General features: G+C 44.4%; 14 protein-coding genes. 8 read left to right on the plus strand and 6 right to left on the minus strand.

Annotated elements, in window-relative coordinates:
- Positions 1-100: 100 nt before the first annotated feature.
- Positions 101-1,507: an aminotransferase-like domain-containing protein gene (locus OCV50_RS08230; RefSeq protein WP_239842105.1), complete on the minus strand. Its 1,407-nt coding sequence runs from the start codon at positions 1,505-1,507 to the stop codon at positions 101-103.
- Between the two features lie 211 nt (positions 1,508-1,718).
- Here OCV50_RS08230 and OCV50_RS08235 point away from each other — a divergent pair, with 211 nt between their 5' ends.
- The 3 genes from OCV50_RS08235 to OCV50_RS08245 all read left to right on the plus strand — a co-directional run bounded on the left by OCV50_RS08235 (position 1,719) and on the right by OCV50_RS08245 (position 5,190).
- Positions 1,719-2,018 carry an SMI1/KNR4 family protein gene (locus tag OCV50_RS08235; protein WP_261902748.1) on the plus strand — a complete coding sequence of 100 codons (300 nt, stop codon included), beginning with the start codon at positions 1,719-1,721 and terminating at the stop codon, positions 2,016-2,018.
- Positions 2,019-2,270: 252 nt separating this feature from the next.
- Positions 2,271-3,773 (plus strand): HD-GYP domain-containing protein, encoded by a 1,503-nt coding sequence (locus OCV50_RS08240; RefSeq protein ID WP_261902749.1) that lies wholly within the window; start codon positions 2,271-2,273, stop codon positions 3,771-3,773.
- Positions 3,774-3,999: 226 nt separating this feature from the next.
- Positions 4,000-5,190 (plus strand): amino acid aminotransferase, encoded by a 1,191-nt coding sequence (locus OCV50_RS08245; protein ID WP_261902750.1) that lies wholly within the window; start codon positions 4,000-4,002, stop codon positions 5,188-5,190.
- Positions 5,191-5,296: 106 nt separating this feature from the next.
- Here OCV50_RS08245 and OCV50_RS08250 read toward each other — a convergent pair whose 3' ends face one another.
- Complete coding sequence (locus OCV50_RS08250; RefSeq protein WP_261902751.1) at positions 5,297-5,938, minus strand: porin family protein; 642 nt, start codon at positions 5,936-5,938, stop codon at positions 5,297-5,299.
- A 149-nt stretch (positions 5,939-6,087) separates the two neighbouring features.
- On the opposite strand from OCV50_RS08250, the gene OCV50_RS08255 reads away from it, so the two are divergent.
- Positions 6,088-7,977, plus strand: coding sequence for a DUF294 nucleotidyltransferase-like domain-containing protein (locus OCV50_RS08255; protein ID WP_261902752.1), 1,890 nt, complete (start codon positions 6,088-6,090; stop codon positions 7,975-7,977).
- Between the two features lie 5 nt (positions 7,978-7,982).
- A complete protein-coding gene (locus OCV50_RS08260; RefSeq protein WP_239842109.1) occupies positions 7,983-8,699 on the plus strand; it encodes a 3'-5' exonuclease in 717 nt (238 codons plus the stop codon).
- 121 nt (positions 8,700-8,820) lie between these two features.
- Here the strand turns inward: OCV50_RS08260 and OCV50_RS08265 are convergent, their stop codons facing one another.
- From OCV50_RS08265 to OCV50_RS08280, 4 genes are all read right to left on the minus strand, one after another.
- Entirely contained in the window at positions 8,821-10,758 is a 1,938-nt protein-coding gene (locus OCV50_RS08265; protein ID WP_261904144.1) for a GGDEF domain-containing protein, read from the minus strand.
- A 23-nt stretch (positions 10,759-10,781) separates the two neighbouring features.
- Positions 10,782-11,981: a sugar ABC transporter substrate-binding protein gene (locus OCV50_RS08270; RefSeq protein WP_261902753.1), complete on the minus strand. Its 1,200-nt coding sequence runs from the start codon at positions 11,979-11,981 to the stop codon at positions 10,782-10,784.
- 302 nt (positions 11,982-12,283) lie between these two features.
- Positions 12,284-13,378, minus strand: coding sequence for a 3-phosphoserine/phosphohydroxythreonine transaminase (gene serC / locus OCV50_RS08275; RefSeq protein WP_261902754.1), 1,095 nt, complete (start codon positions 13,376-13,378; stop codon positions 12,284-12,286).
- A gap of 211 nt (positions 13,379-13,589) precedes the next feature.
- The gene (locus OCV50_RS08280) at positions 13,590-14,852 is read right to left on the minus strand and encodes a YdgA family protein (RefSeq protein WP_261902755.1); all 1,263 of its coding nucleotides are present in this window, start codon (positions 14,850-14,852) and stop codon (positions 13,590-13,592) included.
- Positions 14,853-15,037: 185 nt separating this feature from the next.
- Here OCV50_RS08280 and OCV50_RS08285 point away from each other — a divergent pair, with 185 nt between their 5' ends.
- From OCV50_RS08285 to OCV50_RS08295, 3 genes are all read left to right on the plus strand, one after another.
- The gene (locus tag OCV50_RS08285; RefSeq protein WP_261902756.1) at positions 15,038-16,981 is read left to right on the plus strand and encodes an ATP-binding protein; all 1,944 of its coding nucleotides are present in this window, start codon (positions 15,038-15,040) and stop codon (positions 16,979-16,981) included.
- Positions 16,974-17,471, plus strand: a complete 498-nt coding sequence (locus OCV50_RS08290) for a response regulator (protein ID WP_261902757.1) — start codon at positions 16,974-16,976, stop codon at positions 17,469-17,471. The genes OCV50_RS08285 and OCV50_RS08290 overlap by 8 nt, the downstream gene beginning before the upstream one ends.
- A 187-nt stretch (positions 17,472-17,658) precedes the next feature.
- On the plus strand, positions 17,659-18,201 hold the full coding sequence (locus tag OCV50_RS08295; protein ID WP_032548717.1) for a hypothetical protein: 543 nt from the start codon (positions 17,659-17,661) through the stop codon (positions 18,199-18,201).
- Positions 18,202-18,229: the final 28 nt, after the last annotated feature.

An 18,229-nucleotide genomic window follows, 5' to 3' on the forward strand; every position in this document is an offset into this window, starting at 1 on the left:
TTCTCCAATATTTGGTCTACCGTTATTCAAACACAGATTATGTTGTTAAAAGGCGTACAGTTATGCCTGATTCAAGGCGTACAGTTTTTTATCTCTAAGTTTATGACTGACGCGACAGTTGATGAGCTAATTGACCTACGAGTTTTAACGCCAAGCGGCGCTCTTGATTGAACTCGTGAGAAAAGTTAAGTCGAATGGCATGAGAGACCGAATCACTATCACTGAACAAATCACCCGAAGCGATACTGATCCCCTCTTCCATCGCCTGCTTGTAGAGTTTATGACTATTGAAGGATTCAGGGAAACGAACCCAAATAAAATAACCACCTTGTGGCTCTTCTAGTTCAATAGAAGCCGGAAAATATTCTCTCACGGCACTTATAAACTCTTGCTTTCGCGCTTGTAGGTGCTTGCGCAGCTTACGCAGGTGGTTATCGTAGCTTTCATGAGTCAAAAAGTGCGCTACGCCCAACTGTACGGGTGCGCTGCTTGATAGCGTTGAAAGAAGCTGCTGCTTTTGGATCTGATTATGGTAACGAGCGTTAACAACCCAACCTACGCGATACCCCGGACATAAGCTCTTAGAGTACGAGCCACACAACAAAACAGAGTCGTTAATGTCATAGGCTTTCAGTGGTTTAGGCTTTTCTCCGTCGTAATAAAGATCAGCATAAACGTCATCTTCGATAATAAGAGCCTGATGCTCTTGAGCAATCGCAACCACTTCTTTCTTACTCTTATCTGACAGGCATGTTCCAGTTGGATTTTGGAATGTCGTCATCAGCCAACAAGCTTTGACATCATGCTCAATCATCGCTTGTTCAAAGGCCGCGATATTCAAACCATTTTTAGGACAAACCTCTACCTCAACGGCATTAAGGCCAAGTCGCTCCACAGCTTGAAGCGCACCATAAAAAGCGGGGGCTTCAATCACAACAGTATCACCCGGTTTGGTGACAGTTTGCAGACTGAGGTTTAATGCCTCCATCGCACCTGAAGTAATCACGATATCTTGATGGCTGACAACAATTCCTTGCTGTAGATAACGTTGTGCAATTTGACGCCTTAGAGATTCACTCCCCGGAGGAAGGTTATTGATCACGCTCGCACCTGTCATCTTGCGCCCTGCGCTAGCGAGGTTTCTTGTCAATACAGGAAGTGGGAAGAGGTCTGGATCTGGGAAAGCAGAACCAAAAGGCACCACTCCCTCTGCAGAACTGGAGGTCAAAAAGTCGAACAGCCTATCGTTAATGGCTCGTTTGGGCGCTGAAATTTCAGGCCGCGTGACCAAACTTTCAATTTTGGGCGCAACAAAATACCCAGATTGAGGCTTAGCGATGATCCACCCTTCACTTTCTAAAAGCTGGTACGCCTGCAGTACCGTACTATTACTGACCTTATAGTTACGGCAACTCATACGGACTGACGGGATCTTCTCACCAGATCGCCAAGTATTATTGGCTATCTGAGTGCGAATATCCTTTGCCAGCTCTTCGTAACGTGCCATAAATTGTAATACCTAAAGAATCAATAAACCCAATACTCTAGCATTAACATGGGCTTAGGTTATAGCTATCCCACTGATTAAACGTCATTTATATAATTGTGTGAAAAACTTCACAGAACTACTGACGCGCTCTGTTAACTTTGATGCATAGCGAGAACTTTATATCGCTCTAAACTTATACAGATGTTCACAATAATAATGCGAGACCATAATGAAAAAGATAGAAGCAGAACACTTAGAGTACAAAGGTGAATCAAATGGTGTCCACAGCTGGACAACACCAAGTGGACAGCCTTACTACTGGCACCCAGATTGGCTACACATTGCAGAAGACGCGACAGGCTCACATCCAAAAGAGAAGCTTGATGTTGTCGATGACCAACCCGCGACTCAAAAACATGCTGTATCGGCGATTTTGAAACACATCAATAAATGGGCTGCTGACAAGCTTGCTTCACACCCAGAAATTGAAACAGGTTCGATTGAAGCAGAAATCAACCTTAAGAAGTAATACGTCTATGGTTCACTGATTAATCGATAAGATCAGTGAGCCTCATTCTTTTCCCCATTAACAGTGCTCAGACAAACGCTACACTTAACAATTCTATAAAAGCTTTCACTCAGTTATATCAATTGCCCTTCCTCACCGATAGAATTATCAAAATCCATACAGAATAACTATTAAAAAGAAATATTTTTTTGCCAGTCTCGTTCTACTTATAAGTCATTGGAAGCAGACTAGGATAATAACAAGGATTAATTGATGGATTCTTCACACCACAATACCAATCTAACCACAAAACTGTACGTGCTTGCTGGTGTTCTTTTTGGGACATATGGCAGTAGAGTTTGCCCGATGTTAGAAACATTAACAGCGATGGAAACGCTCACCCATGTCAGCATAGTATTTGCAATTTTGCTTGTTATAAGGCTTACCGTTGCCACTCGTTGGGCTGTTTATCAACAAGGGCAGTACATCAAACTTGATACGGCTCTATTTTTCCTTATCAGTATTCCACTCGCCACATACTACAACCTTGGCTATGAGTTCCCTCTTGATAGTAATCTGAAGGTTCTGTTTGGAATGGCTCTGTTTGGTTTCTTTACAGGCAGTATTCTGGAACTCGAGTCCAAACTTAAGCAGATGGAGACTTATCATGCTCAAGGGACGAATGACGTCCAACTCAGCGGCGTTCGCCAGTCTTTAGTTAAGCAGTTAATAAGCCTAGTGATGGTGCTACTCACATCTCTTACCCTGATGCTGAGCATGGTGGCAATCAAAGATGTTTTTTGGCTTGAGCATAATCCTGATCGCATCTTAGATGGCACGGGTAAAATCAGCATCATGAAAGAGTTTGCTTACCTATCGCTTGTTTTAGGTGGTTATGCCGTGGTGATCATGACCATGTGGAGCAAACTCATTAAGAAAGTACTCTTAAGTCATGAGTGTGCATTGATTGAAGTAACAAAAGGGAATATTCAATCTCGATTACCTGTCTTCAATCATGATGAGCTTGGCTCAATGGCTTTACTCACCAATAACATGCTTGATAGCCTGCAATCGGTTCAGCAAGAGGTCAAAACCACACGTGATGTGGCGATCGTCAGCCTATCTGCCTTAGCGGAATCTCGTGACAACGAAACAGGTGCGCACATTATTCGCACACAAGAGTATGTAAAAGCGTTGGCGGAGCATATGAGCCAATCAGAAAAACACGCGTCATTGCTCACACCCGAATACATTGAACTGCTCTACAAATCCGCTCCCCTTCACGATGTGGGTAAAGTTGGCGTTCCTGACAATGTACTACTCAAACCAGGGAAGCTGACTGACGAAGAGTTCGACATCATGAAGAAGCACCCTGAAATTGGTGCCGAAGCGCTGTCTATTGCAGAGAGTCAACTCGGTAGCTGCTCATTCCTGAGAGTCGCAAAAGAGATATCACTGACTCACCACGAAAAGTGGAATGGTCAAGGTTACCCAAATCAATTGGCTGGAGAAGATATCCCACTGTCTGGACGATTGATGGCGTTGGCCGATGTGTATGATGCCTTGATTTCGAAACGCGTATACAAACCCGCTTTTAGCCACGAGAAAGCGAAAGGCATCATTATCGAGGGGAAAGGCCAGCACTTTGACCCAGATGTTGTTGAAGCTTTTCTCGCGGTTGAACAACAATTTGTTGAAATTGCCGCAACGCATAAAGATGGCAAGTTAGACCTTAGTGAGCTCGAGAGAGAAAACCTTACTTTACAACCCGCTTAGCTAAGGTCTGCCGACTGCTCACAATTAAGTTAAAACACACTAATTTCTTACACCCTATTGGTTTATCCGTAGGGTGTTTTATTAGATATATTCGAGCTTTACTCATAAATTCCGTCGAAATAGATTTTTTTTCCGCTTTCTTCCCAATTCATATTGTCTTCAAAATTTCATACAGGTATAAATACCACTAGATACTATCCCCTCTCAATTGACATGGATGAAGATTATGTTTGAAAAAGTACTCGCTGCCCCAGCAGACCCTATTCTTGGCCTGACTGAAGAGTTTAAAAAAGACGCTCGTGCAGAAAAAATCAACCTTGGTGTTGGTATTTACAAAAACGAAGATGGCCAAACGCCAGTTCTAGCAACCGTTAAAAAAGCGGAAGCCGCTCTTCTAGAAAACGAGAAAACTAAATCTTACCTAACAATTGAAGGTACAGCTGAATACGGCCTAGCGGTACAGAAGCTTCTATTCGGCGCAGACGCTGAAATCGTGACTTCTCAACGTGCAAAAACGGCTCAAGCTCCTGGTGGTACTGGTGCTCTACGTGTTGCTGGTGAGTTCATTAAACGTCAACTTGGCGACGTGAAGATCTGGATCAGTAACCCAACGTGGGCAAACCACAACGGCGTTTTCTCTGCTGCAGGTATTGAGACAGCTCAGTACAGCTACTACAACGCAGAAACAAAAGACAAAGACTTCGCAGGTATGGTTGCTGACCTAGAGAAAGCATCTGAAGGCGATATCGTTCTTCTACACGGCTGCTGTCACAACCCAACAGGTATCGACCCAACTGCTGAAGAGTGGGAAGTTCTGGCGAAACTGGTTGCTGAGAAGAAACTTCTTCCACTATTCGACTTCGCTTACCAAGGTTTTGCAAAAGGCGTTGAAGAAGATGCTGCTGGCCTTCGCACTTTCGCTAAGTACAACAAAGAGATCCTTGTAGCGAGCTCATTCTCTAAGAACTTTGGTCTATACAACGAGCGTGTAGGTGCATTCACACTGGTTGCTGAATCTGCAGACGTTGCAAACACTGCATTCTCTCAAGTGAAGAGCATCATCCGTTCTATCTACTCTAACCCACCAGCGCACGGTAGTGCTGTTGTAACTCACATCCTAGGTGATGCTGAGCTGCGTGCAGAGTGGGAAGCAGAAGTTGCTGAAATGCGTGACCGTATCCAAGAGATGCGTGAGCTGTTCGTAGCAACACTGAAAGAGCAAGGCGTTGACGCTGACTTCACGTTCATCGAGCGTCAAAACGGCATGTTCTCGTTCTCTGGTCTAACTAAAGAGCAAGTAACTCGCCTGAAAGAAGAGTTTGCTATCTACATCGTAGGCTCTGGTCGTATCAGTGTGGCAGGTATGACTAAGTCAAACATGCTACCTCTATGTAAAGGCATAGCTGCAGTACTGTAAGCTTTAGTCCTTTCCAATATCAAAAAAGCCAGCGTATATGCTGGCTTTTTAGTATTTCGACGCTTTTAGCAAACGTAATGGTTATTTTTGGTGCTTATCGAAACCGCTAGTACTCTAACCTAAACTCTAGACCGAGCTCGTTAGTTCGCTCGCCACCGTCATCACCTTCGCCATCTCGATGCTGATATGCCCCTTCAATAGAGAACTTAGACGTCACCTTATAACGCAAGCCTAGATGGTAGATCTCTTCATCAAACAGATCACTTCGATTCGCTTGGATACTACCATTAGCAATCCATCGTTTTGCAAAGCCATAATTCAGTTCGACCTTACCGCCATGAATAAATTCAGTATCAGATTTGAGCGTCTTGTTGTTCGAATTAAGTTCAATTTCACCTTTGGTTATCCCCAATAGATACGATGCCACGATATCGAGATCTTTACGGATATTAAAGCGGTAGCCTGCGCCCCCCATAAGGGTATCAATTCGAGTCGTACTCTCGTCTGGATGAATAAAGCGCGCGGTGTAGTCACCAATAAGCAACCATTCATCTGTCATTTCGTAGCTAACACCCAGACCAAACACAGAGGCATTATTATTGCCGCCCGCATCTTCGTTTAAACTGCCGGAATACACCGAGGCAGTCACATAATTATAATCGAGTATTGTTAGCTCATTATCTTGTGCCATTGCCCCCACTGAGAATGCAGTACATACAGAGATCAAGCCCAGCTTCCATATCGACATTTAACTCTTCCTTAACACTGTCTTCTTTTTATCAAAGGTTAGTCTATCCATCAGACTTTAAAAAGGTTTTACCTCACAGAATGATTTGTCCCAGAAAATTATTATCAAATGATGTACCATGAAATCATATTAAATTACGGATGAACATTATGGATGCTGAGTTATTAGAGATTCAAAATTTCCTCGCCCAATACCCTCCCTTCAGTGAATTACCGGAAGAGATGCTCACTAAAGTCACGAGCAGCGTGGAAATTTCCTATTATCGTCAGGACACACCGATTATTCACTTTGGCGACCAAATTCACGACTTATACGTGGTACGCAGTGGAGAGGTGGAAGTTTACCGACGTAAAGGGGAACTCTATAACCGTCTAGATCAAGGTGACTTGTTCGGTCAAATGGGCCTTCTGACCAACAACAAGGTGCGTTTTCCTGTTAAAGCAATCGAAGATACCCTGCTTTACTGCATCCCAGAGTCAATCTTTCAAGAGCTCTACGACAACTACGATTCGTTTGCTGACTTTGTTGAAGTTGAAGACAACGCTCGCTTGCGCCAAGCCATTTCAAACAACAATGATGCCAACGATCTCACTACATCAAAGGTAAAAACGCTGCTGACTAGCGATGCACCAATGATTGAGAAATCACGCACCATTCAACAAGCAGCAACAATGATGGCCGAGGAGAACGTTTCTTCACTGCTAATTATTGACCCAGATATCGTAGAAGATGATGAAGATGATTCCACGCCAGTGATCGGCATCATTACCGACCGAGATTTATGTACACGCGTACTGGCCGAAGGTCTTGACCCGTCGGATGAAGTCTCCAGCGTGATGACTGCAGAGGTTATCTCGCTCGACCACAACGCTTATGTTTATGAAGCCATGATGACCATGCTTCGCTACAACGTACACCACCTGCCTGTTCTTAAAGATAAAAAGCCAATTGGTATTATCGAAGCGACAGACATTGTCCGCTACGAATCCCAAAACTCTCTTCTTCTAGTGAGCAGTATCTTCCAGCAGCAGAGCATTGAAGATCTCAAGGTACTGTCGGAGCAGGTTAAAGATAGTTTTGTGCGCCTTGTAAACGAGGATGCCAACGCTCACATGGTCGGTACCGCGATGTCGGTGATTGGTCGAAGCTTCAAGCAACGCATTATTGAGCTTGCCGAAGAGACGCTTGGCCATGCGCCCATTCCCTACTGTTTCCTTGCATTGGGCTCAATGGGACGCGACGAACAGCTGCTTGTTACCGACCAAGATAACGCCATTATTCTTGACGACACCTATGATGAAGCAAAACATGGTGCCTACTTTGAGGCCTTCTCTAAATTCATCTGTGATGGCTTAGATCAGTGCGGCTATAGCTACTGTACAGGTGACATTATGGCGACCAATCCAACCTGGCGCATGACTCGCACCGAGTGGGAAGAGTGCTTCGCAGACTGGATTGATAACCCAAATCCGAAAGCGCTGCTTAACGCTTCTATTTTCTTCGATCTTGATGGTGTTTATGGCCGATTAAAATGGGCAGAACAACTCAATAGTTTCATTGTGCGACGTTCACGTAAAAACAATCGCTTCTTGGCCTGTTTGGCTCGAAATGCACTCAACCGCACGCCGCCACTTGGTTTCTTTAAAGACTTTGTTATGGAGAAAGATGGTCGCCACAATAACTCCATCAACCTTAAACGACGCGGTACGGCACCATTAGCCGATTTGATCCGTGTCCATTCTCTAGCCGTCGCATCGCGCTCGAAAAACTCATTTGAGCGTCTTGATGACATCATTGATGCGGGTATCTTGCCGAAAGGCCGCGCTCAAGACTTGAAAGATGCGATGGAGTTTATTTCTATGGTGCGTATCCGCCACCAAGCGCTAGATGTCGACAACAACATCGAGCCGGATAACAACATTGAGCCAGAGAATTTGTCTGACTTTGAGCGTCGTAACTTAAAAGATGCATTCCAAATTCTCAGTAATGCCCAGAACTTCCTCAAGTTCCGTTACCAAGCTAACAACAACTTTAAGTAGAGACGATGACGAGAATATTTAAGTCACCCGCTGTGGATTGGCACTTCAAATTTGCTCAGAAGCTAGATCGTGTTCAGGATGAACGTCTCAAAGAGTATTACAGCAAACCGCTGCCAGCGGCTGAGACTCCGATATCCGAAGTCACGTTTTTGGCGTTGGACTTTGAGACCACCGGACTCAACCCATCTAAGGATGGCATCATCACCATCGGGTTAGTGCCGTTCACACTTAACCGAATCTACCTTAAACAGGCACGTCACTGGACTCTGAGACCAAGACAAAAGCTAGAGGAAGAGTCGGTGGTTATTCACGGTATTACTCACAATGATATCCTCGATGCTCCAGATCTAAACGAGGTTCTCGATGAAGTGCTTAAAGCAATGGCAGGACACATTCCTGTGGTTCATTACCGACGCATAGAACGCAACTTCCTAGATAACGCACTACGCTCACGTCTTGGCGAAGGTATCGAGTTCCCAGTATTAGATACGCTAGAAATCGAATCTCAAGTACAGCACAAACTCGCTGGCGGTCTATGGAACAAGCTAAAAGGCAAGAAGCCGGGCTCGGTTAGATTGGGGCAAAGTCGTCGCCGCTACCACTTACCCGACTATACGCCCCACCATGCTTTAACGGACGCGATCGCGACTGCAGAACTACTTCAAGCTCAGATTGCTCATCATTACGATGCGAGCAGGCCGCTGAAAGAGTTTTGGTTGTAGCGAATCTACTTCCTCACGTCAGCAGAGCTCTTGAAGCAAATATAAACAAGCTAAAAATAGAAAACTCAAAACCAAAAAAGGAGCAACCTTGCTCCTTTTTCATTTCTAACACCCAAAACAATTAAGACTCGTCCTGAGCCTCATAGAAACGACGTTTCTCTGTATACATATCTTGGTCTGCATGACTGAACATATCGTTCAATGCCGAGCTATCACTCTGCGAAAATCCGACAGAAAAAAGGACGGGGATCGGGTGACCCTTTATCAAAATATGCGACTGTGTTTGGTCAGAATATAACAGCTCTTTAAGAGCTTCCACTTCCGGCATAGCGCTCGGGGTCAAAGTCAGTACCGCAAACTCGTCTCCACCCAGTCGATACATATTGCTATGGCTTTGCAGGCGCTCCTGAACAATATCCACACACGCTTTAATGAGCCTATCCCCTGCCTGATGCCCGTGAACATCATTGGTCTGCTTTAACCCATTGACGTCGATGACCAGTAAAGACAGTATCCAGCCTTTCTCAATCACTTTGCGTTGGCAGTAGCTTAAGTCATCATCAAACGCTTTGCGGTTAAAGCATCCTGAAGCAAGGTCTACCCGTGTCATGTTCTCTAGTTCAATCCACGCCGCAAGCTGTTTCTGATATAGGTCGAAGATAAGTTGGTCTTCATCGCTCAACGTCAGGTATTCACTACTGTGATTAAAGTAGCCAATCACCTGTCCTTTCGAATCCAACAGAGATTGCACTCGGTTGGTATTCGAGACATCTAAAGTCGGTTTAGTAAACGAGAATTGGATACTCTTCCCTGAGAGCAAAGCGGCTAACTGGGTTTCGACCAAGTTGGGGATTAATCGATATTCGACACCTTGTCGCATCGACGCAAACTCGACGATCCTCATAATGTTACGTTTTTGGTCTGCTTCTCTTTGAAGAGAGTGAGTCAATCGATAGGTCTTCTCTTCAACGGTTTGCTCAAGCTGAACATTAAAGTTTTCAAGTTGTGCGTTGTTTACCTTTATCTGCTGATACGCAGATTTGAGCTTATCATTACGTATCGTGAGTTCATCTAACTGGTCCCCGATCCGCTGCCACATCTTGTCGAGTAACACACTGAATGCGTAAAACTCTGTAAACTTATGCTGTTCAGGTTTAATCGTGGGCAGCTTCTCTTTTGAGTACGACTCCACCGATTCCAACAACAAATTCAATTGACGTGAGAACCAGTGATTGAGGACCAGCGCAAACAAGACCGCGAGCAAAAATGTCGCAAATAGAATCCTTATAAAAACCACTTGTGCTTGCTGCATCTCTTGCTGGCGCGCTTCATCAGACACGTTATGTTTAACTTCAATCGAGAGTGGGTCTAAAAATAGTGGGTTGGCTATTTTGACCAGGTGTTCATGCTCGTTACCCGAGTTCAAATCGGCAGAGTGAGCGTAATGAAACGCAACCGACTCTTTATCATAAAGAAACGGAGCGACTTTGCTCTTCAAGAGGTCGTAGCCCATTAATACCACTAAATAGCCTTGCGGCGAGTATTCAGATCCTTCAACTAATCGATAAGGCAATATCGGTGCAACGATAGCGATACCCGATTCTGAATCGTTAGCCAGCGAAGGTTCAGCGAACTCACTGTGAAAGATCTTCCCTTTAATATAAGTAGACTTAGGACGCTTTATCTCACTCAACAATTGGCTATTTTCAAAGTGGTATAAGCTTCCTTTACTGTCATAGATAGGACGCCAACTCTTATCCAAGATATACGTCGCTGAAACGCCATCAGCAAGCTCGTTAAAGCTCGCCATTTTTTCCCACACCACGCTAGAGAAGAATACATTACTGCCGGCCTTTAACAGTGAGCGGTCTTGGGCGTACCATTCGGTTAAACGTAATGTCAGGTCGACTTGGCTCGCTACAGTTTGAGTAATGCCTTGAGTTGAGTTATTGAGGTTTATTGCCTTCTGTTCTAATAGCGTTTCAGATTGCTTGTTTAAAATCAGCTGACCTGCAAAATAAACAGGAAACACCGCACAACATAGAAGCACCAACCCCATGGTGTATTTGAGAGACAGCTTCATTAATGCTGCCCCCCTAACCGTTTCGCATAACGTTCAACAAAATCATCATAGAACGCGGGGATTTCCTCTTCCGGCATACCTAGCTTATAACGTTCTAACGCGCGGGCTGATGCTTCCCACACTATCGCCATATAGTAATCACTCGACATGATCTGTGCGGCTTGGAACTGTTGATACATCTGAGTAAAACTGCCTTCATTTGACGCCATACGCTTCTGATTTACGTCTATAAAAGGCGACATCATCGCATCACTTCGCGCTAAATAACTGAATCGATTTGACTGTAGAAAACTCACCATTTCACGCAATACCATCTGCTTATCAATATCTTGCATACCTTTTTCAGTTATCGCGAACACTTTGGCACCACTGAAAGAGGCCATCGGCTTACCTCGATACGTCGGCAAAGCGTTAATCGTTAAGTTGGGTTCGGATTGAGATAGCTCGTTATAGGCCCAATCGCCATCGATTAAGTAATCGACCTGCCCGCTTAAGAACCGTTGACGTGCGCAGTCATTATCACAACCTCCTTCAATCACGCCCTGTTGTTCCAGTTGTTCAATAAAGCGAAAGATCTCTAGCACGCTCTCGCCATTGATGCTTCTCGATGAGAACGGTTGATTTGAAAACAGCTGGTGAAAAGCTAGATAGAAGTACATGTTTGGATTTGGAAAAGCGATGGCTTCACGTGATGACTCTTGTGACAAGGTAATCAATTGCTCCCATGTCATCTGTGCATTGCTGGGATTTTGCGTCCCACTTTGATTTTGAGAGAGGTGTTGATGTCGAGCGTCATTTTGAACTCGAGAATAGAGAACAAGTTGGTTGCCAATAGCGACTGGAAGCGCCTTGAGCTCGCCATTAAGTTCAACGACTTCAAGGGCTTTTTCCTCATAGCGGCTTTCGTCAACCCAAGCAGTTGGAATGGTCGAAATATCAATATAGTCCGACAAGCCGAGGAAATCGGAAGGAACCCAAATCGCGTCTGGGAAAGCAGTGTCTCTCGGGTCCGCAACCACAAGCTCGGCGCGAATTGTATTGATGTCAAAACGACGAACCTCGACCGTATGTTCAGTCAAAGTTTCTATATGTTGCTTTACCTTTTGAGCTGTCTCAAACTCAATGCCAGCCCATATTTCAATGGTTGCCGCACATGCTATCCAAGGGAAAAACGCTACGAGCCCCGTTAGTATTTTCAAACCTGCCTCATCACCAAATCAAACACTGAAAATACCGCAAATTAGCGGCGATACGTTATACAGTATTTGTCCATTAAAAAGAAGAAAATTCGCTATTGGCTCTCCCCTTTCAAAGTTCGATACAAGGAGAAAACTCAAAGTCATTTACAATAACCCGTACGGTTATAATTGGCGAGCGTATTGTCATCAGGGCTTGAGCTAGCTCATCATATGTAGACCTTTGAAGTGAGGATTTTATAAAAGACACAAAAAAGGGTGTCACACTGTGACACCCTAACTAATAAATATTGTCTATTTAACGACTACGCGTTCTCTAGCTCGAACTCTTTCATAAAGTTCACCAACGCTTGTACACCTTCAAGCGTCATAGCATTGTAGATTGATGCACGCATACCACCTACAGCTCGGTGACCTTTCAGTGACTTGAGACCCGCTTTATCAGCAAGCTCAAGGAACTTACCGTCAAGCTCTGGCTTCGCAAGTTGGAAAGGTACGTTCATGCGAGAACGGTTTGCTGGGTGAACTTCATTACGATAGAAGTCAGACTCATCAATCGCATTGTAAAGCAGCTGTGCTTTCTCTTGGTTCACTCGCTCAACTGCTTCAACACCACCTTCCGCTTTTAGCCACTTGAATACTAGGCCAGACAAGTACCAAGCAAACGTTGGAGGTGTGTTAAACATAGAGTCTTTCTCTGCCAGAACCTTGTAGTTCAAGATACTAGGTAACACTGAGTTTGCTAGCTCTAGAAGGTCATCACGAACAATCACAATACAGATACCAGCAGGGCCAATGTTCTTCTGAGCACCTGCGTAAATCACACCGTATTTTGACACGTCAATTTGACGAGAAAGAATATTTGAAGACATATCTGCAACAATAGGTTTATCTGTTACAGGCAGCTCATTGATTTCAACACCATCAATGGTTTCGTTTGGACAGAAGTGCACGTATGCCGCTTCTGGATCAATCCTCCACTCGCTTGCAGGAATAACCGCTGCTTTACCATCTACTGTTGTTTTCGCATTGAATACGTCGATCTCGGCGTACTTGCTCGCCTCTGTTACAGCACTCTCGGCCCAGTAGCCAGCATCAACGTAAGTTGCCTTTATTTTGTCACCCAGTAAGTTTAGTGGAACCGCCGCAAACTGAGCACGCGCACCGCCCTGACAAAATAGAACCTTGTAGTTGTCTGGGATATTCAGAAGATCACGTAAGTCTTGCTCTGACTCATCCGCTACTTGAATAAATTCTTTGCTGCGATGGCTAATTTCCATCACGGATGTGCCTAGGCCATTCCAGTCAATAAAATCCGCTTGCGCTTGCTTCATTACTGGTTTTGGTAATGCTGCTGGACCTGCACTGAAATTAAAAACGTTATCTAAAGTGTTTTCCATGGGGGGTGATGCTCCTGCTCGATAATAACTGTGGCTCGATATAGCTATAAATCGATATAGCCGTAAACCGATATAACTATGCAAGTAATACCACGTTTTACTCAACATAAAAAGCAACAAAAGAGGTCTACAGACCTCTTTTGTTGTGTATCGATTAAAAACCTTAGCTTTAGCTAGCTAAAAGGCGTATTCACGATGCTTGTGATTCTAATTACTGCATTAAAGCAGGCATTAACAGTGCAATTAGTGGAATTTCTTGCCCATTTTCAAAGACTAAATTTCCATTTTCTAGTGCAGCACGAATTTCATAACCTGTATTCGTCTGTTCAATCATCTCCATAACGATCAACTCATCAATGCCTTCCTGAATAAATGGGTACTCTTGCACCAATTCATTCGAGAAGCTTGAGCTGATGTCACCCGTTAATGCTGGGATAATTCGACTTGGATCGCTACTGATGTTCTCTGTACCTTCTGGAACACTGACTAACCACTTAGAGTGGAACTCACCTTCACCTAAATCCAAAGAGATATTCTTCATAGAAAGATCGAAACCTTTCGCGAACAAGGCATCGATATAAGGAATGATCTGCTCAATATCTTCCTGAGTCAGTACAGGGTTTGACTGGTAAATTTCAAACACCTTTTCAAAAGACTGGCTGTCTAGCTTATCCATCTCAAAATCAACATTGAGGTTATTCACCTCACCGTCACTGGTTTGAATCGATGCAATGTTTAGCTTCAAGTTGCTACGTAGGCGTTTTGTTGCTTCATCAAGGTGCGATTCAAAGTCGTATTGCGAGTTTTGAATCGATACATACGGCTGCATTTGTGCATCCGTAATTGCAAACGAATCAATGGTAAAATTCTGGGTGCCTAACCAGTAGCCTTTTGCTTGCTTCCCTTCACCCACACCTTTCAGGTTCGACAATGTCATCTCTTCCCCTGATGGGAAATCAATCTGAATAGATGGGATATCTAGCTCGTAATCAATCTGCCCCAGTACAGTAGCGTGACCAGATACTGTCGACTTAGTAATTGAAACTGAGGTTTCATTTTCTGCTGTACCTTGGTGATTCAGCTGACTCAGTTCTAAATTAAAACTCGTATTGCCATTGAGCTCTGTGCTCGTTGTCAAAGTCAAAGGCAAGTTAGGTTGGTCTTCAAGAGTCGACAGCGCATCAAGGCCAATTAAGCCATGGCTAACATCACTGTTCACAATGTACTCGGTTGGCAAGCCATCGATGGCTAGCTGCTCTATGAGGCTCTCATCGACTACCGTAATGCGTGTTTTTACATTCGATGAAAAGTAGCCGCGGTCGTAATCAACAATTTCAGCTTGAATGCTAGAACTGTTCAATGTTGCGATACCATCTGTAATCGCATTCTGCCCAATCTGGCCTACGGCAAGCGGCCAGCAGAGTGCTAATGAAATGGCGCCACCAATGGCACCGATTTTTCTAAGCTGTTCCATGTGTTCTCTTTAATTACGATCGTTTGTAATACTCAGTCTAACCCAACAATAGCAATCAGGAAACATTGAGTTAAATCAGTCTATTGCTGAATACTTCAATTAGCTCAACAAATTACCAACTAGCTCTCATCCTTTACTGGTGCATATTGATATTCTAAGGCTAGGGAAGTTATAGAGGGAAAAACGTGAATCAATACGCTGTTATTTGTTTAGACAATAATCCAATTAGCATTGAGCGGATCCGGATTGAGCTCGCGCCACTCTCTGCGACGTTTGATATCTATACGGCTGAAGATCTCGACGAAGCTCATCAGGCTTTGAAAGACATTCACGACAATCACCAAACAGTCGCATTGGTGATTACCCACCATCACTCACAATTCGATGGGGTTCAATTCCTTATCGAGCTTGAGCAACTGCCTCATACTAATACGGCACGTACGATTTTGGTTAGCGCATCGTCAGATATCCAAATTATCTTAACCGCCGTGAATGAAGGGCGTCTAAATCACTGTTTAACCAAGCCCGTTCCCGACCAAGTGCTGTTCAAGTCTGCCCAGAAAGAGCTCACATCTTTTATCATCAAGTACGCAGCTGATGACCTACTCACTTACAGCCAGGTGTTGGACCAACAACGAATCTTACGTGCGCATATAGAGCAAAAAATTCGCTCATTCCAATCCGGCTTTATTCACGACTTCCATCAGCTATCCGATGCTGCATTGGCGGAAAAGGTGATCAGTGCACTGCGAGATTTCTTTTCTCAAGACGATAAAACCAAAGCAATTCGCGCCTACTCTTCCGATCACTTATTAACTAAAGAAGGCGAAGATAACCGGTTTTTGTGGTTTATCACCGAGGGCGAAGTGGCTCTGTATAAAAAAGATGAGTTAGGGCAGCAACGTGAAGTAGTGAGGCATACCAAAGGAAACATCGTTGGCGGCATGTCATTTGTGACTGGCGAGCCCTCTTTTTCAACCGCGATTACGCTAACGCCAACGCACGTTATTAAGCTAGACCGAGACGTATTCTCGCAAGTCATGCACTCAAACAGCACTCTACTGCCACTGTTCACGAATCTGTTACTACGCCATTTTAACCGCCGCTTGCAGCGCAGCATTACCACTAAACTTCGCCTGCAAGAGACGCTGGAATCATTAGAGTCCGCCCACCAGCAATTAATTGAGAAAGAGAAGATGGCAATGCTCGGGCAGCTGGTTGCGGGTGTCGCTCATGAACTGAACAATCCGATCGCCGCAATATTGCGCAGCATCGAAACCCTTTCTGACAATCTCGACTCAATACTGTTGAACTCAAACCTACCGAATTCAACATTAGCACCTCAAGTGCTCGACACGGCTAAGCTGTCTAAACCGCTCTCGACCGCACAAGAGAGGGATTTGGTTAAAGCCCTTTCCTCCACTGTTAGCGACCGAGCGTTAGCCAAGAAAACTGTGAGACTCAACCTTACCGATCAACAACAGGTTATAGAAACGCTGCAACAGTCCCCTGCCGCCGCAAAAGAGCTTCTCAGTGACTTAGAACATTACCACTTAGTCGGGAACTCTATTCGCTCAATCCGTGTTTGTAGCAAACGAATTGCCGATATGGTCAAAAGCCTAAAAGGCTACGCAAGACAAGATGACGAAGCAAGACTGCACGCTGACCTCCACGAAGGGATCGAAGATACGCTGGTGATTTTTGAAAATCGACTGAAAGTTCATACCTTAGAGAAACACTACGATACCAGCCTCCCTCGACTACTTTGTCAGCCACTGGCTTTGCAACAAGTGTGGACCAATCTCTTATCGAATGCGCTTGATGCCCTGCCCGAACGCGGCATCATTGAGATTACGACCTCTCAACAACATCGCGACCAGCAAGCTTATTGGGTCGTCGAGATAAAAGACAATGGACACGGCATCGACAGTGCCAATCTCGAGACTATATTTAGCCCCAATTTCACAACTAAGAAGGAAGGAAACTTCGGTCTAGGAATTGGACTTTCTATTTCACAACAAATCGTAACCGCGCACAGCGGATTTATAACGGTTGACTCAGAGCCTGATTGCTATACCTCGATGCAGGTATGGCTACCTCTCGAATCACAAGGAGCCTCAAATGAATAAGTACCTAATACTATGTGTTGATGACGAGCCTGAAGTGCTCAATAGTGTCCTTCAAGACCTTGCTCCATTTGAAGACGATTTTGTAGTTGAAGGTGCAGAGTCGGTTGATGAGGCAAAAGACGTGATCAAAGAGATGCAACAAGACGGCGTAAAATTGGCGCTTATCCTTTGTGACCATATTATGCCAGAAAAAACCGGCATCGATTTTCTGATTGAACTGAACCAACAACCTTCAACTCAGCCTACTCGGAAGCTTCTTTTGACTGGACAAGCTGGTCTAGAAGATACGGTGACTGCAATCAATAATGCTGCTCTCGATTTTTATATCTCGAAACCTTGGCGTGGCGATGAGCTCAGAAGCACCATTACACAACAACTTACCGACTATGTAATCCAGCAAGACGATAACTTATTGCAATGGACATCCATCCTCGACACAGAAAGAATTCTTACAACTATGGCGAATAAACGCACCAGTTTTGGCGAGTAGACTACAAATCTAGCAATCAAAGTTGCACAATGGCACTCAATTTGCTTACTTTTTAGCTAAATGACAAATGAATGACATTTAAAAGGATTACTTTTCTACAAGTTAGACTAGAATGTCTCGATATTTATTGTTTGTGCCACTGGGTGCAGACACAGGGAATTAACATTAATAAAGGTTTACTGTCGTTATGCGTAAAATTCTACTGACTACCGCTATGCTTCTGGCATCTAGCCAAGCATTTGCAGCCGATGACCAACCACAAGTAATGAGCAACTTCAGCTACGATTACTTTGAAGCTCGTATCGGCGCAAGCCCAGTTACTTTCGGTGGCGCGTTCAGTAAGTCAATCCACCCGAATGCTCACGCTGTAGCACGTATCGACTCAGAGTTTGAAGGCGATTTCGATTCTGGCGTTGGTCTTGGCTTCCACTCGCCAATCAACAACTGGGCAGATCTTACTGGTGAAATGCTAATGCGTATCGTACAACCAGAAGACTCTAGCTCGACTGATCTTGGTATGGAATTGAACCTAGGTGTTCGTCAATGGTTAGGTCCACAACTTGAAGTTGGTGGTAAAGCGGGTTACGTATCTATCGATGACAACGACGATTGGATCGGTTCTGTTTACGCTCGTTTCCACTCTACAGAGCTATTCTCTCTAGGTGCAGAAGCTCGTATCAACGACTTCTACGGTGATCAAATCATGTTCACTACTCGCTTCAAGTTCTAGTAGACTTTGAGCCGATGAATGTTGGCTC

The sequence above is a fragment of the Vibrio fortis genome, from assembly GCF_024347475.1.
GTDB classification, from domain to species: Bacteria; Pseudomonadota; Gammaproteobacteria; order Enterobacterales; family Vibrionaceae; genus Vibrio; species Vibrio fortis.